Source organism: Halomonas sp. CnH100-B (assembly GCF_024124605.1).
Taxonomy (GTDB): domain Bacteria; phylum Pseudomonadota; class Gammaproteobacteria; order Pseudomonadales; family Halomonadaceae; genus Vreelandella.
Genome location: NZ_JAMXRX010000007.1, coordinates 151,806 through 168,882, shown reverse-complemented (window position 1 = coordinate 168,882; position 17,077 = coordinate 151,806). Strand labels below are relative to the sequence as shown.

Genomic DNA, 17,077 nt, shown 5'->3' with positions numbered 1-17,077 from the left:
GCTGTGCCACGTTCACTAAAGAAAGGTCCCTTCATTGACCTTCATCTTTTGAAGAAGGTAGAGGCTGCAGTGGAGAAGAACGACCGTAAACCGATCAAGACTTGGTCGCGTCGTTCGATGATCCTGCCAAACATGGTAGGCCTCACAATCGCTGTCCATAACGGTCGCCAACACGTCCCGGTGCATGTTTCCGAGGAAATGGTTGGCCACAAGCTGGGCGAATTCGCTGCCACTCGCACGTATCGCGGGCATGCGGCGGACAAGAAAGCCAAACGGTAAGCCAGAGAGGATTAAGAGATGAAAGTCACAGCTAAGCTGAGTGGCGCTGCTTTATCCGCACAGAAGGCCCGTTTGGTGGCTGACCAGGTGCGCGGTAAACCGGTCGCCGAAGCGCTTGATCTGCTGACCTTCTCCCCGAAGAAGGCTGCCAAACTGGTCAAGAAAGTGCTTCAGTCCGCCATCGCGAATGCGGAAGAAAACAACGGCATGGACATCGACGAGCTGCGTGTCTCGACCATCTGCGTCGATGAGGGCATGACGCTCAAGCGTATCAAGCCGCGCGCCAAAGGCCGTGCGGATCGTATCTTGAAGCGCACCTGCCACATCACCGTCAAGGTAGCCGAGAAGTAGGAGTCGACCAGATGGGTCAGAAAGTCAATCCAACAGGCATTCGACTGGGCATCGTCAAAGACCATGCTTCTGTCTGGTATGCCGAGCGCGGCGCCTATGCCGATAAGCTCAACAACGATCTCGAAGTGCGCAGCTTCCTGGAAGAGCGTCTTAAAAACGCTTCCGTAAGCCGCATCCACATCGAGCGTCCGGCGAACAATGCCCGCATCACCATCCACACTGCCCGTCCGGGTATCGTGATTGGTAAAAAAGGTGAAGATGTCGACCGTCTGCGTCGTGATCTGACCGAGATGATGGGTGTACCGGTTCATGTGAACATCGAAGAAGTTCGCAAGCCGGAGCTGGATGCCAAGCTGGTCGCTGCTAACGTAGCCGGTCAGCTTGAGCGTCGCGTGATGTTCCGTCGTGCCATGAAGCGCGCGGTACAGAACGCAATGCGTCTTGGCGCTGGCGGCATCAAGATTCAGCTGTCAGGTCGTCTGGGTGGTGCCGAAATCGCACGTACCGAATGGTACCGCGAAGGTCGCGTTCCGCTGCACACTCTGCGTGCGGACATCGACTACGCCACTTACGAAGCTCACACCACCTACGGCGTCATCGGCGTCAAAGTGTGGATCTTCAAGGGCGAAATCCTCGGCGGTATCGAGGAAGTACGTGCCAAGGCTAAGCAACAGCAGCCTGCCGGCAACGCGCCCAAGAAGAAAGGTTCCAGGTAAGGGGAGAGCGAGTCGATGTTACAGCCCAAGCGTATGAAATTCCGCAAGATGATGAAAGGCCGCAACCGTGGCCTGGCGCATCGCGGAAGCAAGATCAGCTTCGGGGAGTACGGTCTCAAAGCAACCGGTCGTGGCCGCATCACTGCGCGTCAGATCGAAGCCGGCCGTCGTGCGATCACACGTCACGTCAAACGTGGCGGTAAGATTTGGATCCGCGTATTCCCTGACAAGCCGATCTCCAAGAAGCCGCTCGAAGTTCGTATGGGTAAGGGTAAAGGTTCAGTTGAGTACTGGGTAGCCCAGATCCAGCCGGGTCGGGTCCTGTACGAAATTGAAGGTGTATCCGAAGAGCTGGCCCGTGAAGCATTTGAACTGGCTGCCCAGAAGATGCCCCTGTCCACCACCTTTGCGAAACGGACGGTGATGTGATGAAAGCCCAGGAAATTCGTGAAAAATCCGCAGGAGAGCTCAAAGAGCAGCTCCTCGAGCTCCTCCGCGAGCAGTTTAACCTGCGCATGCAGAAGGCCACTGGCCAACTGAGCCAGACTCATCTGCTCAAGCAGGTCCGTCGGGATATCGCCCGCGTTAAGACTGTGCTCAACGAGAAGGCAGGTGATTGAGATGGCCGAAGAGAAGAAAACACGTACGCTGACCGGCAAGGTGGTCAGCGACAAGATGGATAAGTCCATCGTCGTTATGATCGAGCGTCGTGAGCGTCACCCGATCTACGGAAAATACGTTAAGCGCTCCACCAAGCTGCACGCCCATGATGAGGCGAACCAGGCAAAGGCAGGCGATACGGTTTCCATTCAGGAGTGCCGTCCGCTTTCCAAGAAGAAAGCCTGGACGCTGGTCGAGGTGGTCGAGCAGGCCAAAGGTTAACCCCTGCGTCTGTCCAACCAGTGCAGTCAGATTAGGTTTGGAGAAAACCGATGATTCAGACTCAGACAATGCTGGATGTCGCCGACAACAGCGGAGCGCGCCGGGTGCAATGCATCAAGGTGCTAGGCGGTTCACACCGTCGTTACGCCCGCGTTGGTGACGTCATTAAAGTAACGGTGAAAGAAGCGATTCCGCGCGGTAAGGTCAAAAAAGGCCAAGTGCTGAAAGCGGTAGTCGTTCGTACCCGTAGTGGCGTCCGTCGTAGTGACGGTTCGCTGATCCGTTTCGATGGAAATGCGGCAGTTTTGTTGAACAACACCAACGAACAGCCGATCGGCACGCGTATCTTCGGGCCGGTAACTCGTGAACTTCGTACTGAGAAGTTCATGAAGATCATTTCCCTAGCGCCTGAAGTGCTGTAAGGAGCGAGGCGGATATGCAAAAGATCAAACGTGACGATGAAGTCATCGTCATCGCCGGGAAGGATAAGGGCAAGCGCGGCACCGTTAAGCGGGTGTTAGACAACCGCTTCGTGGTGTCCGGTGTGAACATGATTAAACGTCACACCAAGCCCAATCCCATGGCGGGAAATCAGGGCGGTATCGTCGAGCGTGAGGCTCCGATTCACGCGTCCAACGTAGCCATCTTCAATTCGGAGACCGGTAAGGCGGATCGCGTCGGCTTCCAAGTTAAGGAAGACGGTACCAAGGTACGTATCTACAAGTCGACGCAGACGCAGATCGACGCCTAACGCGAGTCGGGTAGCAAAATGGCGAACTTGAAAGAACGTTATCAAAACGAGGTGGTGGCTCAACTCAAAGAGCAGTTCAGCTACGCCAACGTAATGCAGGTACCCCGGATCACGAAAGTGACTCTGAACATGGGTATCGGCGAAGCGGTCAGCGATAAAAAGCTGATCGACAACGCCATCGGCGACCTGGAGAAGCTCTCTGGTCAAAAGCCGCTGGTGACCAAGGCACGCAAGTCCATCGCGGGCTTCAAGGTGCGCGAAGGTTGGCCGATCGGTATCAAAGTGACACTGCGCTCTGAGCGTATGTGGGACTTCCTGGACCGCCTGGTAAACATTGCGATTCCCCGCGTGCGTGACTTCCGTGGTCTTAACCCGAAGTCTTTTGACGGTCGCGGCAATTACTCTATGGGTGTGCGTGAGCAGATCATCTTCCCGGAGATCGAGTATGATAAAATCGATCGCGTTCGGGGGCTGGACGTCACTATCACTACTACCGCCAACACCGACGAGGAAGGTCGTGCGCTGCTAGCTGCACTGAACTTCCCGTTCAAGAAATAAGGGTTGGATCATGGCTAAGAAAAGTATGGTGGAGCGTGAGCTCAAGCGTACTCAGCTAGTCGAGAAGTATGCGGCTAAGCGCGCAGAGCTCAAGAAAATCATCTCGGACGTGAACGCTTCTGAAGAAGATCGTTTCGAGGCGACGCTGAAGCTGCAGCAACTGCCGCGCGACTCAAGCCCGGTGCGTCAGCGTAACCGCTGCCGCGTGACTGGCCGTCCGCACGGTTTTTACAACAAGTTCGGTCTCGGCCGTAACAAGCTGCGTGAAGCCGCCATGCGTGGCGACGTCCCTGGTCTGAAGAAGTCCAGCTGGTAACGCCACGTAGAATCATCAGGAGCGCACATTAAATGAGCATGCAAGACACTCTGGCGGATATGTTCACCCGTATCCGCAATGCGCAGATGGCCACCAAGGAGACGGCTACCATGCCGTCCTCCAAGCTGAAAGTCGAAGTGGCCCGCGTGCTAAAGGAAGAAGGCTACATTACCGACTTTACGGTGGCTGAAGGCGTTAAACCCGAGCTGACCGTTACTCTCAAGTACTTTGAGGGTAAGCCGGTTATTGAGCACATTCAGCGGGTTTCCAAGCCGTCTCTGCGCCAGTACAAGGGCAAGGACAACCTGCCTAAGGTCGCCGATGGTCTGGGTATCGCGATTGTCACCACCTCTAATGGTGTCATGACCGATCGTGCCGCGCGCCAAGCAGGCGTCGGTGGCGAAGTCATCTGCACCGTATTCTAGGAGGCTGGAATGTCCCGCATAGCGAAATATCCGGTTAAAGTGCCTGCTGGTGTCGATATCAAAATCGACGCTGGCCAGCTGACCGCCAAAGGCGGCCAGGGCACGCTGTCTATGACCATTCACCAGGACGTGGTGATCGGTCAAGAAGATGGCCAGCTGACCTTCGCCCCGAGTGAGTCTGCCAAGAGCTGGGCAATGGCCGGTACTACCCGCGCCTTGGTTCAGAACCTGGTAACGGGCGTATCTGAGGGTTTCACAAAAACTCTCGAAATTGTTGGCGTCGGTTATCGTGCCCAAGCTAAGGGCCAGACGCTCAATCTTTCACTGGGCTTCTCGCACCCGGTCGACTACGAACTGCCTAAGGGTGTTACAGCGGAAACGCCGAAAAACACCGTGATCGTGCTGAAAAGCGCGGACAAGCAGATGCTCGGTCAGTGCGCCGCGGAAATCCGCGCCTTCCGTCCGCCTGAGCCGTACAAAGGCAAAGGTGTTCGGTACGCCGACGAGCAGGTGCGTCGCAAAGAAGCCAAGAAGAAGTAAGGCAGGGTTATGAACGCGAAGAAAGAATCTCGTCTCCGTCGTGCCCGCCGCGCTCGCGCCAAGATCCGCGAGCTGGGCGTGTATCGCCTGTGCGTCAACCGTACCCCGCGTCACATCTACGCGCAGATTATCTCGCCGGATGGTGGCAAAGTGCTAGCCAGTGCTTCTACGCTGGACAAAGCACTGCGCGAGGGTGCGACCGGCAACACAGACGCGGCCTCTAAGGTCGGTGCTCTGATTGCCGAGCGCGCTAAAGAAGCAGGCATCACCCAGGTGGCCTTCGACCGTGCTGGCTTTAAGTATCACGGTCGCGTCAAGGCTCTGGCCGACGCCGCTCGTGAAGGCGGCCTGGAATTCTAAAGGGTTTTACGATGGCGAAGAACGAACAGCAAAGCGGCGATCTGCAAGAGAAGTTAGTGCAGGTCAACCGCGTCGCCAAGGTGGTCAAAGGTGGTCGTATTTTCGGCTTCACCGCACTGACCGTCGTTGGTGATGGTAAAGGTCGTGTCGGTTTCGGTCGTGGCAAGGCGCGTGAAGTGCCGGTCGCAATCCAGAAAGCGATGGACCAAGCTCGTCGCAACATGGTCAAGGTCAACCTTGCAGGCAACACGCTGCAGTACCCGGTAAAAGCCCGTCACGGTGCTTCCAAGGTGTACATGCAGCCGGCCTCTGAAGGTACCGGTATCATCGCCGGTGGCGCCATGCGCTCTGTACTAGAGCTGGCCGGTGTCCACGATGTACTGGCCAAGTGCTACGGTTCCACCAACCCGGTTAACGTGGTACGGGCGACTGTCAAAGGTCTCTCCTCCATGCAAGCACCGGAAGACGTGGCCGCCAAGCGCGGTCTGTCTGTCGAAGCGATCACGGGGTAAGGCACCATGGCAGCAACGATCAAGGTTACCCAGATCCGCAGCACCATCGGCGTTTTGCCCAAGCACAAGGCTACTATGAAAGGCCTGGGCCTGCGTCGCATCGGTCATACGGTTGAGCTGGAAGACACCCCTGCCGTACGCGGCATGATCCACAAGGTTAACTACCTTGTGCGCGTTGAGGGAGAGTAATCCATGAAACTCAATACCCTGAGCCCGGCACCGGGCTCCAAACACGCTGAAAAGCGCGTTGGTCGTGGTATCGGTTCCGGTCTTGGTAAGACCGGTGGCCGTGGCCACAAAGGTCAGAAATCTCGCAGTGGCGGTAGCGTCAAGCCTGGTTTCGAAGGCGGTCAGATGCCGCTGCAGCGTCGTCTGCCGAAGTTCGGCTTCACGTCTGCCAAGTCGCTGGTATCTGAAGAAGTCCGTCTGGCCGAGCTTGCCAAGGTAGCCGGTGACGAAGTCACCATGGAAACCCTTAAGCAAGCCAACGTGCTGAAGGATGCAACGCAACACGCGAAGATCATCCTTTCTGGCGAACTGAACAAGGCGGTTACCGTTCGTGGTATCAAGGTCACCAAAGGTGCCCGTGAAGCGATCGAAGCCGCTGGCGGCAAGGTAGAGGACTAAATGGCCAAGTCAGGAAATATGCCGGCGATGGGCAGCGGTCTGAGTGAACTGTGGGCGCGTTTGCGCTTCGTGCTCCTCGCCATCGTGGTGTACCGTATCGGTGCCCACATTCCCGTTCCCGGTATCAATCCTGACCAGCTTGCTGCCTTGTTTAGGGAGCAACAGGGCACCATCCTAGGCATGTTCAACATGTTCTCGGGTGGCGCCCTGGAGCGCATGAGCGTCCTCGCCCTGGGTATTATGCCCTATATCTCGGCGTCGATTATCATGCAGCTTATGACTGCGGTCTCCCCTCATCTTGAGCAGCTCAAGAAAGAGGGCGAGGCTGGCCGCCGCAAGATCAGCCAGTACACCCGCTACGGCACGGTGATACTGGCACTTGTCCAGGCTACCGGCATGTCCGTGGGTCTGGCTAGCCAAGGCATCGCTTACAGCGCTGACTTCAGCTTCTATTTCACTGCGATCATCACGTTTGTGTCGGGCGCGGTGTTTATGATGTGGCTAGGTGAGCAGATCACCGAGAAGGGCATTGGCAACGGTATTTCGCTGCTGATCTTCGCGGGGATCGTCGCTGGGCTGCCCAGTGCCGTGGGGCAAGCGTTCGAGCTTGCTCGCAATGAAGGGGCCTGGAATGTTCTTCCGCTGTTAGCGCTGTCAGTGCTAGGTATTGCCACCGTTGCGTTCGTGGTGTTCATCGAGCGCGGCCAACGCCGCCTCAAAGTGAACTATCCGCGACGCCAGGTCGGCAATAAGATGTATGCAGGCCAAAGCAGCTACTTGCCTTTGAAGGTGAACATGGCCGGTGTTATTCCAGCCATCTTTGCTTCCAGCATCCTCCTCTTTCCGGCTTCGATCGGTCAGTGGGTAGGAGCTGGCGAAGGAATGGAGTGGTTGCAGCGTGCATCGCAAGCGTTAGGCCCTGGCCAACCGCTTTACATCTTGCTTTTCGCGGCGGCAGTGGTATTCTTCTGCTTCTTTTACACAGCGCTGGTCTTCAACCCCAAGGATGTGGCTGACAATTTGAAAAAGTCAGGCGCCTTCCTGCCGGGCATTCGCCCCGGCGAGCAGACCGCTCGCTATATCGACAAAGTGATGACTCGTCTCACTCTGTTCGGTGCCTTGTATATCACTGCGGTTTCCCTGATGCCCCAGTTCTTGATCGTAGCGTGGAACGTTCCGTTCTTCTTTGGCGGTACGTCGCTTCTGATCGTGGTGGTGGTCATCATGGACTTCATGGCCCAGGTGCAGTCGCATCTCATGTCGCATCAATATGACTCAGTGATGAAGAAGTCCAACCTGAAAGGCTACGGTAGCGGCGGCATCACGCGCTGAGGCGCGCCGTTGCGAATTGGAGAGAACGATGAAAGTTCGAGCTTCCGTAAAGAAGATGTGCCGTAACTGCAAGATCATTCGTCGCAATGGCGCTGTTCGCGTCATTTGCATCGAACCGCGGCACAAACAGCGCCAGGGCTAAACCTGGGCTGTATTAAGCGGGTGCCGGCATACCCCTTGCCTTAGGGCTTATAAAGGGGTATGCTGTTGCGCCTTTTGTAGATGAATAAACGAGCAAGCCGCTCAAATTTCGGAGTAAGCTGATGGCCCGTATTGCAGGCGTCAATATCCCGGACAACAAGCATGCGGCGATCTCGCTGACCTATATCTTCGGGATTGGCCGTACTCGCGCTCAGCACATCTGTGCTGCTGCCGGTATCGCGCCGACTGCCAAGATCCAGGACCTGTCTAGCGACGAGCTGGACACCCTGCGTTCTGAAGTTGGTAAGTTCACCGTAGAAGGCGACCTTCGTCGTGATGTCACGCTTAACATCAAGCGTCTCATGGACTTAGGCTGCTACCGTGGTCTGCGTCATCGTCGTAGTCTTCCGCTGCGTGGTCAGCGGACCAAGACTAACGCGCGTACCCGTAAGGGCCCGCGTAAGCCGATCCGCAAATAACACGCACGTTCTGGCGTAAAGACAGGAATAGACATCAACATGGCTAACCCGCGTAGTAACCGTAAAAAGGTTAAAAAGCAGGTAGTGGACGCCGTTGCGCATATCCACGCCTCTTTTAACAACACGATCGTGACGATCACAGACCGCCAGGGCAATGCTCTCTCTTGGGCAACTGCCGGTGGTTCGGGTTTTCGTGGTTCTCGTAAGAGCACCCCGTTCGCTGCGCAAGTTGCAAGCGAACGTGCAGCGACTGCTGCAGCCGAGTATGGTGTGAAAAACGTAGACGTGCTGGTCAAAGGCCCCGGTCCCGGCCGTGAATCCGCCGTGCGCGCACTGAATGCCGCCGGCTTCCGCGTGCAAAGCATCGTAGACGCGACGCCCATTCCCCATAATGGCTGCCGTCCGCCTAAGAAACGCCGCGTTTAAGGAGACAGATTCATGGCTCGTTATATTGGACCTAAGTGCAAATTGTCTCGTCGTGAAGGCACCGACCTCTTCCTGAAGAGTGGCGTGACTCCCTTCGAGAAAAAGTGTAAATCCGAGCAAATCCCGGGTGTACACGGCCAGCGTCGTCAGCGTCTTTCCGACTACGGCTTGCAGCTTCGTGAGAAGCAGAAAGTACGCCGTATGTATGGCGTACTCGAAAAGCAGTTCCGCAACTACTACAAAGAAGCCGCTCGCCTGAAAGGTGCGACCGGTGAAGTGTTGTTGCAGCTGCTCGAATCCCGACTGGACAACGTCGTCTACCGCATGGGCTTCGGTTCGACTCGCTCTGAAGCGCGTCAGCTGGTCAGCCACAAGGCGATTTCCGTGAATGGCCGTACCGTTAACGTTGCTTCCTACCAAGTGAAGCCCGGTGACGTAGTGGCTATCCGTGAAAAGGCGAAGAACCAAGCCCGTATTCAAAACGCGTTGACCATTGCGGCCAACCGTGGCGACATCGCTTGGATCGAAATCGACGCCAAGAAGATGGAAGGCACTTTCAAGGCTCTGCCTGAACGCGGTGACCTGACTGCCGACATCAACGAAAACCTGATCGTCGAGCTGTACTCCAAGTAAGCAGTTTGATTTACGTTTCTGCTTCTTGAGGCCTGGGCGGGATAGCAAAGCTAACCGCCCAGATGCTCTTGAGTATTGTGCTTTAGAGTACTCAGTATCCGTTTGGCAGCCTGAAAGGTGTTCATATGCAGCGTTCAGTGACAGAGTTTCTTCGTCCTCGCGACATCAAGGTCGAAGAAATCAGCGCACATCATGCCAAAATCGTCCTCGAACCGTTCGAGCGCGGCTTTGGTCACACCCTGGGGAATGCACTTCGTCGCATTCTGCTTTCATCCATGCCCGGCGCAGCCGTGGTAGAGGCTGAAATTGCCGGTGTAGAGCACGAATACAGTGCGCTCGAAGGGGTGCAGGAAGATGTCATCGAAATCCTCCTGAACTTGAAAGATGTTGCGATCAAGATGCACAGCCGCGATGAGGCGGTGCTCTCGCTGAACAAGCAGGGCCCAGCCGTCGTCACCGCTGGCGACATTGCGCTTGATCATAGCGTCGAAATCGTCAACCCGGACCACGTCATTGCACACGTCAATGAAGGTGCCGAGCTGAAAATTCAGCTTAAGGTCGCGCTGGGTCGTGGTTACGAACCGGCTGACGCTCGTGGCTCTGATGAAGAGACCCGTGCTATTGGCCGCCTGCAGCTGGATGCCACCTTCAGCCCTGTTCGCCGCGTTTCCTACTCGGTCGAAGCCGCTCGTGTCGAGCAGCGTACCGACCTCGATAAGCTGATTATCGATCTGGAAACTGACGGTACCCTGGATCCGGAAGAGGCTATCCGTCGCAGTGCGACCATTCTGCAAGAGCAGCTGGCCGCCTTCGTCGACCTGGAAGCTGACAAAGAGCAGGAAGTCGAAGAGGAAGAGGATCACGTTGATCCGATCCTATTGCGCCCCGTAGACGATCTTGAGTTGACCGTACGCAGCGCGAACTGCCTAAAAGCCGAGAATATTTACTACATCGGTGATCTGATTCAGCGCACAGAAGTGGAGCTGTTGAAGACCCCGAACCTCGGTAAGAAGTCTTTGAATGAAATCAAAGACGTATTGGCAGCGCGTGGCTTGTCTCTCGGTATGCGGTTGGAAAATTGGCCACCCGCTAGCCTGAAGGACGACAAGGCCTCCGCGTGAGTGTCGACTCGAGTCCCAGTTTGGTAAGGAATCACAACCATGCGTCATCGTAAGAGTGGTCGTCATCTGAATCGTACCAGCTCGCACCGTCAGGCCATGTTCAAGAACATGTCTGTCTCGCTGGTCGAACATGAAGTCATCAAGACAACCCTGCCTAAGGCCAAGGAACTGCGTCGCGTCATCGAGCCGCTGATCACCCTGGCCAAGCAGGACAGCGTTGCAAACCGCCGTTTGGCGTTTGCCCGCACGCGCTCCAAAGAAGCCGTCGGCAAACTGTTCAACGAGCTGGGTCCGCGTTACGCAGAGCGTCCGGGTGGTTACATCCGTATTCTCAAGTGCGGTTACCGCACAGGCGACAACGCGCCCATGGCATACGTTGAGCTCGTAGACCGTCCGGTTGCCGAAGAAGAAGCCGTCGCTGAGTAAGCGCTGCTCCTTCTGATAGGCACAATGAAAACCGACCCCAAGGGGTCGGTTTTTTTATGCGCGTATGGTGCTGCGCTGGATTATCGTATGAATACACCGAGGGAAGATCAATTTATCGACAAGGCATGCTAGGCTAATGCAGCGGTCGTGAGAGCGACCGAGCGTGATCAATCAGCGAGAGGTCGGTATGGCAACAACTCGGGGAGTGGGCTCTGCGGTGTGGGTGGCGAATTGGCTGTGGGTGGCACTGCTCTTGATGCTGCTCGGCAGTGCCGCTGCCCAGGCGAACCCTCGCTATGCAGGCATCGTGGTGGACCTGGAAAACGGTGAAGTACTGTATGCCGAGAATGCCGATGAACCTCGCTATCCAGCCTCGCTGACCAAGATGATGACGCTCTATCTCACATTCGAAGCGCTGGAAAACGGCACGTTGAGCCTCGATCAGCCGCTGCCCGTGTCTGCGCAGGCAGCGGCCATGCCGGCGACCAAGCTGTGGCTCTCGGCAGGAAGTTCTATTCCGGTGGATACGGCGATTCGCGCCCTGGCCGTCCGCTCGGCCAACGATGTTGCCGTCGTCGTCGCCGAAGCCTTGGGAGGGAGCGAGCAGCGCTTTGCCAATCTAATGACCGTGAAAGCTCGCGAGCTGGGCATGAACGCCACCACCTTTCGAAACGCTTCTGGTTTGCCCGATGACCAGCAGATGACGACCGCGCGCGACATGCTGACGCTTTCGGTACGGGTGATGCAGGATTTTCCGCAGTACTACCACTATTTCGGACTGCAGGAGTTTACCTATCGCGGCACACGGCACACCAGCCATAATCGTCTCGTGCGCGACTACCCCGGTGCCGATGGGTTGAAAACCGGGTTTATTCGAGCCTCGGGATTCAACGTGGCGACGACCGCCGTGCACGACGGTCGACGCATGGTCGCCGTCGTCATGGGGGGATTTAGCTCCTCCTCCCGCGATACGCACATGGCCGATCTGTTGGATCGCAGCTTTATGCGGGCATCGCTCAGGGATCAGCGCACGTGGTTGGCCAGTACTCGCTTTTCCAGTGAATTCATGGGTTTCACCGGATCCGCTCAGCCGTTGAGACAGCCAGCGCCGACGCGTCCCATGACGCAGCCGATGGTGGCCAGCGTCTCGGCGACGTCACTATCCCCCACGCCGCCCGCTGCGCGCAGCACGCTTGCACAAACGGTCGAGGCCCAGCTCGTCGAAGCAGAGGCGGCCCGTGGGGATGCTCCTGCCTCTCCAGATCCGCTACAGGCATTCATCGAGCGAGAGCGGGTCTTGGCTGACGCCTCGCCGGGCGCGCAAGCAGCCTCGGCGGGATGGGGCATTCAGGTGGGCGCGTTCAGCCAAGCCGCGCAGGCAGAGCAGCTGGCCCGCCAGGCCGTGCAGCGCCTGCCGAACAGCGTGGGGGGGCGTGTCGCCATTGACCCGCTTCAGGGGGCAACCACGGTATTTCGAGCACGTGTCGTTTCGTTGAACGAGTCCCAGGCACGACAAGCGTGTCAAACGCTCCAGGCGCAGGGGATGGACTGCATGGTGGTCAACGCGAGTCTTTGAAAGCATGACATCGCTGCCCCGCCAATCGCAGGTTGGCGGGGCTTTTTTATGCAGTGCTACCGGTGCTGTGAAGACAATAATAATCGTCGTAGGAGGTGACGGATGACACCCTCGCTAAAAGGCATTTTATGCATGTGTTTAGGTGTGCTGTTTTTAGCCCTGGGTGATGCGGTGTCCAAATGGTTGGGCGCCGTGCACTCCCCGCTACAGATCATCTTTTTCCGCACCTTGATATCGCTGCCGTTGATTGCTCTGCTGGCCCATTTTAGTGGCGGATTGCGCAAGCTGCGTACCCGGCGTCCAGGCGTGCATCTGCTGCGGGGGGTGATTTACACCGCCACGATGGTCTGTTTCGTATGGGGCCTGACCCTGCTGCCGTTGGCCGAGGCCACGGCGATTGCCTTCGTGGCGCCGCTGTTCGTGACGCTACTCTCCGTACCGCTGTTGGGTGAGCGTATCGACCCGCCGGTGTTGGTGGCGTCGCTTTTAGGCTTTGTGGGGGTGCTGATCGTCGTGCGTCCCGGCGGCGATGCGTTTCAACTGGGCGCGATGATCGTTCTCGCAGCGGCGGTGTTCTATGCTCTGATGATGGTGACGGCGCGACGTTATGGTGCCAACGAGCATCTGTGGGCGATGGTGTTCTATATGACCATGGTGCCGCTGGCAGTCACCGCGGTGAGCCTGCCGTGGGTATGGCAAACGCCACAGCCATGGCATTGGCTCGGATTTTTGGTATCGGGCGTGTTGGGAGTGGGGGCGACGGCGTTTATTACCTTGGCTTTTCGCTATGCGCCTGCCGCCATTGCCGCGCCCTTTGATTACACCGCCATGCTGTGGGCGGTGCTGTTGGGCTGGTGGTTCTGGGGAGAATTGCCGGACCTTTGGGTCTGGGTAGGCAGTGCGCTGATTATGCTAAGTGGTTTGGCCATTGCTTATCATGACCGACGCACCACCTTGAAACGCCGCCCCACGGCGTAGACGTTAGGCAAACTGATAGGCATCCATCGCTAGCACGCCGTGCTCGACGCTATGGTGTCGTTGTGTTGCGCGGCCGCCCGCCCCCATCGCCACCAACAGCGGCTGAAAGTGCTCCGGTGTGGGGTGATTGCGCTGGGCATCGGGCGCGTTTTGCCAGTGGACGAGCGCGTCGCGATCATCCTCTCGCAGCCGTGCATGCACCCACTCGGCGAAACGGTCGACCCAGGTCGGCACCTGGCTACCTTGAGGCTGTAGCTCGTAGAGGTTATGGGTCAAGCTGCCCGAACCGATCACCAGTATCCCTTCTTGGCGCAGCGGCGCTAGCTGTTCACCTAACGTTAGCAACGCCTCAGCTCCCCAGCGGCTGGGTAGCGAGAGCGATACCACTGGTACGTCGGCGTCAGGATACATCAGTGACAGCGGCACCCAGGCCCCATGATCCAGACCGCGCTCCACCTCTGTGGCCCCTAGTTGCTCGGCCAGTCGGCTTGCCAAGGCGGGGTCACCGGGCGCTGGGTACTGCACGGCAAACAGCGCGTCGGGAAAACCGCCAAAATCATGGAGGGTCGCAGGCGCGGCGCTGCGGCTGACCTGTAGGTGGTCCGTCTCCCAATGTGCAGAGACCACCAAAACGGCTTTGGGGCGAAGGTGGCGGCCCAGTGCCCGTAAGAAGTGATGGGCAGGGGTGGGGATGAGGGCCAGCATGGGAGAGCCGTGGGAGATAAAGAGACTCGGTAACATGGAACGCACTCCAGTCGATTGGCCTGCCGAGACGAGGTGCTCGGCAGGCCATTGGATCATGCCAGTCGGCGGCTGATGACGAGGCTACCGCTGCCTAGGCCTGCCTGTACCAGGAGAGCCACGGCCCAGAACACTGGGAACTCCCAGCCGCCGCCGGGGTTGGAGAATACCCAGCCGTTACCCAGGTGTACCCAGGCGGCGCCGAGCAGCACCGGCACTAGCGCAAGGCTCACCCAGCGGGTGTATAGGCCCAGTACCAAAGCCAGGCCGCCGCCGACTTCGGCCGCAATGGTCAAGTAAGCCATGAAACCGGGCAGGCCGAGCGATTCGAAGTAGCCCACCGTGCCAGGAAGCGTAAACACGAACACTTTCATTAAGCCGTGGGCCAGGGCCATCACGCCCAGGCTAATGCGCAGTAAGGCGGTGGCATGGAGGGTTGCAGCAGGGGTCGTTAAGGTTGTCATAGCTCTCTCTCTCGCTGTGTGTGTGCATCACCGTGGATGCGATGAGACAACTGTACGTCAGCAGAGCGAGATGATAATCCCGCCGATTGGCACTTCACTGTTGCGAAATGCGCGACAATCCCAGCCCCTGTTCCCATACCGGTGGGTCTCCCCAGGCATCGGCCAACTGGTCGATGAAGCGCGTCACCTTGGCGGGCAGAAAGCGCCGCGCGGGGTAGATGGCGTGTATGTCTAGGTAGGTCGGCGGAAGGTCTAACAGAAGCGGCACCAAGTGCCCCCGTTGGATGCTCTCATGAATCAGAAAGCTGGGCTGCTGGGCAATGCCTAACCCCGCTTCGGCGGCATACGTCAGCATGTCGCCATTATTGCTCTCTAGTGGCCCCGTGACGCTGACGTGCTGCTGATTGAAGCGCCAGTCGCCGCTGTTCTGCCCGCTGCGATAGCGCAGGCAGTGGTGCTGGGTCAGATCCTCGATGCGCTGAGGGGTGCCATGCTGTGCCAAGTAGCCGGGGGACGCGCACAGCACCAGCTGGCAGCGGGTCAGACGCTTGGCGATCAGGCTGGAATCCGGCAGGCTGCCGATGCGAATCGCGACATCGTAGCCCTCTTCCAGCAAATCCACGCGACGGTCGTTCAGGTCCAAGCGTACGTCTAACGCCGGGTGTGCCTGCATGAAGTGCGCTACCTGTGGGGCAAGGTAGCGGGTACCAAAACTCATCGGACCATTGATGCGCAGGCGTCCACTGACGGTGCTGGTGCCGCTACCGACATCGGCAGCGGCCTCGTCCAAGGCCAGCAGAATGGCTTGAGCGCGAGCCAGATAGCGCTCTCCGGCATCGGTGAGATGCAGCCGCCGAGTCGTTCGCTGAATCAAGCGAGCGCCCAGCGTCTCCTCCAGCGCCATGACCTGCCGCGAGACGCGTGTGCGTGAGAGGTCCAAGGCCTCGGCGGCACGGGTGTAGCTGCCGAGCTCGGCCACTTTGACGAAGGCGGCGAGCTGATCGAGCTGGCTCATGGGGCGCGAAACGCCAGCGCCGCCTGATAAGGGTCAGGCTGGCCGCAGATGGCGGAAATCACCGCTAAACCGTTGGCACCGGCGGCCCTGACTTGGGCGGCGTGCTGCGCCTTCAAGCCGCCGATCGCCACGTTGGGCAGCGGGCAGGCGCAGACGAGTTCGGCCAAACCATCGAAGCCTATCGGCTGAGCGTGATCCTGCTTGCTGGCGGTGGCGAAAATGGGGCCTAGCCCGACATAGTCCAACAGCGCGATGGGCGCGTTACGAAGCTGCGCGACGGTGTTGATCGACAGCCCCAAAATGGCATGCGGTCCCAGCACCTCACGCGCCTCTTGTACGGCGGTATCGCTTTGCCCGACGTGCAGGCCATCGGCGCCGCTGGCGATGGCCACGGCTAGCCGGTCGTTGATGATCAGCGGCACGCTGGTGCCCGCCAGCAGCGCTTTGAGCCGCTTGGCTTGGGCGACCATCGCCGCATCACTGGCGTGTTTGTCGCGCAGCTGTACCACGGTGACACCGCCTTTGACGGCGGCCTCCACCGTCGCCTCAAGGCCAGCGTCCGCGCACAGGATGGCATCGGTGACTAGATAGAGCGAGAGATCACACTGCATGGAGCGCCTCCACCTGGCTGAGCGACGAGAGATCATCCGGGGTGAGCTGGTACAGAGCATCCAAGAGGGCAACCTGAAAGCTGCCCGGCCCATCGGCCCGTTGGCCAGCACGATGCCCGGCGATGCTAAAGCACGCCAGGGCGGCCAGCGTTGCCGTCAGCGGGTGCTCGCGGTTAGCGGCGACGAACCCGGCCACCAGCGCACTCAATCCACAGCCCAGCGTCGTGACGCGGGGCATCATCGGGTGGCCCCCGGTCAGCCGGAAATGGTGGGTACCGTCGGTCAAAAAGTCGGTCTCGCCGGTCATGGCGACGATGCAGTGCTGCCGTTGCGCGAGCGATATGGCTGCTTGAGCGGCGTCATCGGTGGATGCCGTTGCATCGACTCCGCGTCCTTGGCTTGCCAAGCCGGTGAGCGCCATCACTTCAGAGGCATTGGCGCGAATGACGCTGGGCCGGTGGGGCAGCAGCGCCTGGCACACCTGCTGGCGAAAGGCGGTTGCCCCGACCGCCACCGGGTCTAGCACCCACGGCGTTTGGCTTGCGTTGGCCGTGCGAGCCGCCAGCTGCATCGATTCGGCCCAGGGCGTAGAGAGCGTGCCGATATTGATAGAAAGCGCACCTGCCAGCGCGGTAAATTCGGCGACCTCTTCGGGGGCGTGCAGCATCGCGGGCGATGCCCCCGTGGCCAGCAGCAGGTTGGCCGTGCTGTTCATGGCCACGTAATTGGTCATGCAGTGGACGAGCGGCGTGGTTTCGCGCAGAGCGGCGAGCATATCGCCAAGCGGGGGGTAGGTCATAGTATCCTCCCGGCCAGG

The 17,077-nt window shown here is 58.5% G+C and carries 30 protein-coding genes; 25 read left to right on the top strand and 5 right to left on the bottom strand.

Features of this window, described 5'->3' with window-relative positions; all coding sequences use genetic code 11:
- Window positions 1–3: 3 nt before the first annotated feature.
- The 25 genes from rpsS (at window position 4) to NH398_RS15740 (ending at window position 13,429) form a co-directional block, all read left to right on the top strand.
- Complete coding sequence (gene rpsS, locus NH398_RS15860; RefSeq protein WP_009098993.1) at window positions 4–279, top strand: 30S ribosomal protein S19; 276 nt, start codon at window positions 4–6, stop codon at window positions 277–279.
- 18 nt (window positions 280–297) lie between these two features.
- Complete coding sequence (gene rplV, locus NH398_RS15855; RefSeq protein WP_253019232.1) at window positions 298–630, top strand: 50S ribosomal protein L22; 333 nt, start codon at window positions 298–300, stop codon at window positions 628–630.
- An 11-nt stretch (window positions 631–641) separates the two neighbouring features.
- Window positions 642–1,346, top strand: a complete 705-nt coding sequence (gene rpsC / locus NH398_RS15850) for a 30S ribosomal protein S3 (RefSeq protein ID WP_018917731.1) — start codon at window positions 642–644, stop codon at window positions 1,344–1,346.
- Window positions 1,347–1,361: 15 nt separating this feature from the next.
- Window positions 1,362–1,775 (top strand): 50S ribosomal protein L16, encoded by a 414-nt coding sequence (gene rplP / locus NH398_RS15845; RefSeq protein ID WP_007112000.1) that lies wholly within the window; start codon window positions 1,362–1,364, stop codon window positions 1,773–1,775.
- A complete protein-coding gene (gene rpmC, locus NH398_RS15840; RefSeq protein WP_027337514.1) occupies window positions 1,775–1,966 on the top strand; it encodes a 50S ribosomal protein L29 in 192 nt (63 codons plus the stop codon). Before rplP ends, rpmC begins: the two co-directional genes overlap by 1 nt.
- A 1-nt stretch (window position 1,967) precedes the next feature.
- Complete coding sequence (gene rpsQ, locus NH398_RS15835) at window positions 1,968–2,228, top strand: 30S ribosomal protein S17 (RefSeq protein ID WP_009723897.1); 261 nt, start codon at window positions 1,968–1,970, stop codon at window positions 2,226–2,228.
- Window positions 2,229–2,278: 50 nt separating this feature from the next.
- Window positions 2,279–2,650, top strand: coding sequence for a 50S ribosomal protein L14 (gene rplN, locus NH398_RS15830; protein WP_146803726.1), 372 nt, complete (start codon window positions 2,279–2,281; stop codon window positions 2,648–2,650).
- Window positions 2,651–2,664: 14 nt separating this feature from the next.
- The gene (gene rplX, locus NH398_RS15825; protein WP_054640903.1) at window positions 2,665–2,979 is read left to right on the top strand and encodes a 50S ribosomal protein L24; all 315 of its coding nucleotides are present in this window, start codon (window positions 2,665–2,667) and stop codon (window positions 2,977–2,979) included.
- A gap of 18 nt (window positions 2,980–2,997) precedes the next feature.
- Window positions 2,998–3,537, top strand: a complete 540-nt coding sequence (gene rplE / locus NH398_RS15820) for a 50S ribosomal protein L5 (RefSeq protein WP_044628828.1) — start codon at window positions 2,998–3,000, stop codon at window positions 3,535–3,537.
- A gap of 10 nt (window positions 3,538–3,547) precedes the next feature.
- On the top strand, window positions 3,548–3,853 hold the full coding sequence (rpsN, locus tag NH398_RS15815) for a 30S ribosomal protein S14 (protein WP_044628827.1): 306 nt from the start codon (window positions 3,548–3,550) through the stop codon (window positions 3,851–3,853).
- 32 nt (window positions 3,854–3,885) lie between these two features.
- A complete protein-coding gene (gene rpsH, locus NH398_RS15810) occupies window positions 3,886–4,278 on the top strand; it encodes a 30S ribosomal protein S8 (protein ID WP_009723892.1) in 393 nt (130 codons plus the stop codon).
- 9 nt (window positions 4,279–4,287) lie between these two features.
- Complete coding sequence (gene rplF, locus NH398_RS15805) at window positions 4,288–4,818, top strand: 50S ribosomal protein L6 (RefSeq protein ID WP_159340662.1); 531 nt, start codon at window positions 4,288–4,290, stop codon at window positions 4,816–4,818.
- A gap of 9 nt (window positions 4,819–4,827) precedes the next feature.
- On the top strand, window positions 4,828–5,178 hold the full coding sequence (rplR, locus tag NH398_RS15800) for a 50S ribosomal protein L18 (protein ID WP_044628825.1): 351 nt from the start codon (window positions 4,828–4,830) through the stop codon (window positions 5,176–5,178).
- A gap of 11 nt (window positions 5,179–5,189) precedes the next feature.
- The gene (gene rpsE / locus NH398_RS15795) at window positions 5,190–5,690 is read left to right on the top strand and encodes a 30S ribosomal protein S5 (RefSeq protein WP_044628824.1); all 501 of its coding nucleotides are present in this window, start codon (window positions 5,190–5,192) and stop codon (window positions 5,688–5,690) included.
- Window positions 5,691–5,696: 6 nt separating this feature from the next.
- A complete protein-coding gene (gene rpmD / locus NH398_RS15790; RefSeq protein ID WP_009723888.1) occupies window positions 5,697–5,879 on the top strand; it encodes a 50S ribosomal protein L30 in 183 nt (60 codons plus the stop codon).
- A 3-nt stretch (window positions 5,880–5,882) separates the two neighbouring features.
- Window positions 5,883–6,317 carry a 50S ribosomal protein L15 gene (rplO, locus tag NH398_RS15785; RefSeq protein WP_089674586.1) on the top strand — a complete coding sequence of 145 codons (435 nt, stop codon included), beginning with the start codon at window positions 5,883–5,885 and terminating at the stop codon, window positions 6,315–6,317.
- Window positions 6,318–7,649 (top strand): preprotein translocase subunit SecY, encoded by a 1,332-nt coding sequence (gene secY, locus NH398_RS15780; protein WP_159340663.1) that lies wholly within the window; start codon window positions 6,318–6,320, stop codon window positions 7,647–7,649.
- 28 nt (window positions 7,650–7,677) lie between these two features.
- Window positions 7,678–7,791: a 50S ribosomal protein L36 gene (gene rpmJ / locus NH398_RS15775; protein ID WP_009099023.1), complete on the top strand. Its 114-nt coding sequence runs from the start codon at window positions 7,678–7,680 to the stop codon at window positions 7,789–7,791.
- 121 nt (window positions 7,792–7,912) lie between these two features.
- Complete coding sequence (gene rpsM / locus NH398_RS15770) at window positions 7,913–8,269, top strand: 30S ribosomal protein S13 (RefSeq protein WP_159340664.1); 357 nt, start codon at window positions 7,913–7,915, stop codon at window positions 8,267–8,269.
- A 39-nt stretch (window positions 8,270–8,308) separates the two neighbouring features.
- Window positions 8,309–8,695, top strand: a complete 387-nt coding sequence (gene rpsK, locus NH398_RS15765; protein WP_009099028.1) for a 30S ribosomal protein S11 — start codon at window positions 8,309–8,311, stop codon at window positions 8,693–8,695.
- Between the two features lie 12 nt (window positions 8,696–8,707).
- Window positions 8,708–9,328, top strand: coding sequence for a 30S ribosomal protein S4 (rpsD, locus tag NH398_RS15760; protein WP_058579838.1), 621 nt, complete (start codon window positions 8,708–8,710; stop codon window positions 9,326–9,328).
- Between the two features lie 125 nt (window positions 9,329–9,453).
- On the top strand, window positions 9,454–10,449 hold the full coding sequence (gene rpoA, locus NH398_RS15755) for a DNA-directed RNA polymerase subunit alpha (protein WP_016915790.1): 996 nt from the start codon (window positions 9,454–9,456) through the stop codon (window positions 10,447–10,449).
- Between the two features lie 39 nt (window positions 10,450–10,488).
- Window positions 10,489–10,875 carry a 50S ribosomal protein L17 gene (rplQ, locus tag NH398_RS15750; RefSeq protein ID WP_044628819.1) on the top strand — a complete coding sequence of 129 codons (387 nt, stop codon included), beginning with the start codon at window positions 10,489–10,491 and terminating at the stop codon, window positions 10,873–10,875.
- 187 nt (window positions 10,876–11,062) lie between these two features.
- Window positions 11,063–12,451: a serine hydrolase gene (locus NH398_RS15745; protein WP_253019231.1), complete on the top strand. Its 1,389-nt coding sequence runs from the start codon at window positions 11,063–11,065 to the stop codon at window positions 12,449–12,451.
- Between the two features lie 102 nt (window positions 12,452–12,553).
- Window positions 12,554–13,429 (top strand): DMT family transporter, encoded by an 876-nt coding sequence (locus tag NH398_RS15740; protein ID WP_253019230.1) that lies wholly within the window; start codon window positions 12,554–12,556, stop codon window positions 13,427–13,429.
- A gap of 3 nt (window positions 13,430–13,432) precedes the next feature.
- On the opposite strand, the gene NH398_RS15735 is transcribed toward NH398_RS15740, so the two are convergent.
- The 5 genes from NH398_RS15735 to thiM form a co-directional block, all read right to left on the bottom strand.
- Window positions 13,433–14,170 carry a class III extradiol ring-cleavage dioxygenase gene (locus tag NH398_RS15735; protein WP_159340667.1) on the bottom strand — a complete coding sequence of 246 codons (738 nt, stop codon included), beginning with the start codon at window positions 14,168–14,170 and terminating at the stop codon, window positions 13,433–13,435.
- Between the two features lie 56 nt (window positions 14,171–14,226).
- A complete protein-coding gene (locus NH398_RS15730; RefSeq protein ID WP_159340668.1) occupies window positions 14,227–14,634 on the bottom strand; it encodes a DoxX family protein in 408 nt (135 codons plus the stop codon).
- A 94-nt stretch (window positions 14,635–14,728) separates the two neighbouring features.
- The gene (locus NH398_RS15725) at window positions 14,729–15,649 is read right to left on the bottom strand and encodes a LysR family transcriptional regulator (RefSeq protein WP_253019229.1); all 921 of its coding nucleotides are present in this window, start codon (window positions 15,647–15,649) and stop codon (window positions 14,729–14,731) included.
- The gene (gene thiE / locus NH398_RS15720; RefSeq protein ID WP_253019228.1) at window positions 15,646–16,260 is read right to left on the bottom strand and encodes a thiamine phosphate synthase; all 615 of its coding nucleotides are present in this window, start codon (window positions 16,258–16,260) and stop codon (window positions 15,646–15,648) included. Before thiE ends, NH398_RS15725 begins: the two co-directional genes overlap by 4 nt.
- Window positions 16,250–17,059, bottom strand: coding sequence for a hydroxyethylthiazole kinase (gene thiM, locus NH398_RS15715; RefSeq protein ID WP_159340671.1), 810 nt, complete (start codon window positions 17,057–17,059; stop codon window positions 16,250–16,252). Before thiM ends, thiE begins: the two co-directional genes overlap by 11 nt.
- Window positions 17,060–17,077 lie beyond the last annotated feature (18 nt).

Excerpts from the sequence above, each read along its gene's own strand:
- rplV (WP_253019232.1), top strand. The coding sequence starts at position 298 with ATGAAAGTCACAGCTAAGCTGAGTGGCGCTGCTTTATCCGCACAGAAG.
- rpsC (WP_018917731.1), top strand. The coding sequence starts at position 642 with ATGGGTCAGAAAGTCAATCCAACAGGCATTCGACTGGGCATCGTCAAA.
- rplP (WP_007112000.1), top strand. The coding sequence starts at position 1,362 with ATGTTACAGCCCAAGCGTATGAAATTCCGCAAGATGATGAAAGGCCGC.
- rpmC (WP_027337514.1), top strand. The coding sequence starts at position 1,775 with ATGAAAGCCCAGGAAATTCGTGAAAAATCCGCAGGAGAGCTCAAAGAG.
- rpsQ (WP_009723897.1), top strand. The coding sequence starts at position 1,968 with ATGGCCGAAGAGAAGAAAACACGTACGCTGACCGGCAAGGTGGTCAGC.
- rplN (WP_146803726.1), top strand. The coding sequence starts at position 2,279 with ATGATTCAGACTCAGACAATGCTGGATGTCGCCGACAACAGCGGAGCG.
- rplX (WP_054640903.1), top strand. The coding sequence starts at position 2,665 with ATGCAAAAGATCAAACGTGACGATGAAGTCATCGTCATCGCCGGGAAG.
- rplE (WP_044628828.1), top strand. The coding sequence starts at position 2,998 with ATGGCGAACTTGAAAGAACGTTATCAAAACGAGGTGGTGGCTCAACTC.
- rpsN (WP_044628827.1), top strand. The coding sequence starts at position 3,548 with ATGGCTAAGAAAAGTATGGTGGAGCGTGAGCTCAAGCGTACTCAGCTA.
- rpsH (WP_009723892.1), top strand. The coding sequence starts at position 3,886 with ATGAGCATGCAAGACACTCTGGCGGATATGTTCACCCGTATCCGCAAT.
- rplF (WP_159340662.1), top strand. The coding sequence starts at position 4,288 with ATGTCCCGCATAGCGAAATATCCGGTTAAAGTGCCTGCTGGTGTCGAT.
- rplR (WP_044628825.1), top strand. The coding sequence starts at position 4,828 with ATGAACGCGAAGAAAGAATCTCGTCTCCGTCGTGCCCGCCGCGCTCGC.
- rpsE (WP_044628824.1), top strand. The coding sequence starts at position 5,190 with ATGGCGAAGAACGAACAGCAAAGCGGCGATCTGCAAGAGAAGTTAGTG.
- rpmD (WP_009723888.1), top strand. The coding sequence starts at position 5,697 with ATGGCAGCAACGATCAAGGTTACCCAGATCCGCAGCACCATCGGCGTT.
- rplO (WP_089674586.1), top strand. The coding sequence starts at position 5,883 with ATGAAACTCAATACCCTGAGCCCGGCACCGGGCTCCAAACACGCTGAA.
- secY (WP_159340663.1), top strand. The coding sequence starts at position 6,318 with ATGGCCAAGTCAGGAAATATGCCGGCGATGGGCAGCGGTCTGAGTGAA.
- rpmJ (WP_009099023.1), top strand. The coding sequence starts at position 7,678 with ATGAAAGTTCGAGCTTCCGTAAAGAAGATGTGCCGTAACTGCAAGATC.
- rpsM (WP_159340664.1), top strand. The coding sequence starts at position 7,913 with ATGGCCCGTATTGCAGGCGTCAATATCCCGGACAACAAGCATGCGGCG.
- rpsK (WP_009099028.1), top strand. The coding sequence starts at position 8,309 with ATGGCTAACCCGCGTAGTAACCGTAAAAAGGTTAAAAAGCAGGTAGTG.
- rpsD (WP_058579838.1), top strand. The coding sequence starts at position 8,708 with ATGGCTCGTTATATTGGACCTAAGTGCAAATTGTCTCGTCGTGAAGGC.
- rpoA (WP_016915790.1), top strand. The coding sequence starts at position 9,454 with ATGCAGCGTTCAGTGACAGAGTTTCTTCGTCCTCGCGACATCAAGGTC.
- rplQ (WP_044628819.1), top strand. The coding sequence starts at position 10,489 with ATGCGTCATCGTAAGAGTGGTCGTCATCTGAATCGTACCAGCTCGCAC.
- NH398_RS15745 (WP_253019231.1), top strand. The coding sequence starts at position 11,063 with ATGGCAACAACTCGGGGAGTGGGCTCTGCGGTGTGGGTGGCGAATTGG.
- NH398_RS15740 (WP_253019230.1), top strand. The coding sequence starts at position 12,554 with ATGACACCCTCGCTAAAAGGCATTTTATGCATGTGTTTAGGTGTGCTG.
- NH398_RS15735 (WP_159340667.1), bottom strand. The coding sequence starts at position 14,170 with ATGTTACCGAGTCTCTTTATCTCCCACGGCTCTCCCATGCTGGCCCTC.
- NH398_RS15730 (WP_159340668.1), bottom strand. The coding sequence starts at position 14,634 with ATGACAACCTTAACGACCCCTGCTGCAACCCTCCATGCCACCGCCTTA.
- NH398_RS15725 (WP_253019229.1), bottom strand. The coding sequence starts at position 15,649 with ATGAGCCAGCTCGATCAGCTCGCCGCCTTCGTCAAAGTGGCCGAGCTC.
- thiE (WP_253019228.1), bottom strand. The coding sequence starts at position 16,260 with ATGCAGTGTGATCTCTCGCTCTATCTAGTCACCGATGCCATCCTGTGC.
- thiM (WP_159340671.1), bottom strand. The coding sequence starts at position 17,059 with ATGACCTACCCCCCGCTTGGCGATATGCTCGCCGCTCTGCGCGAAACC.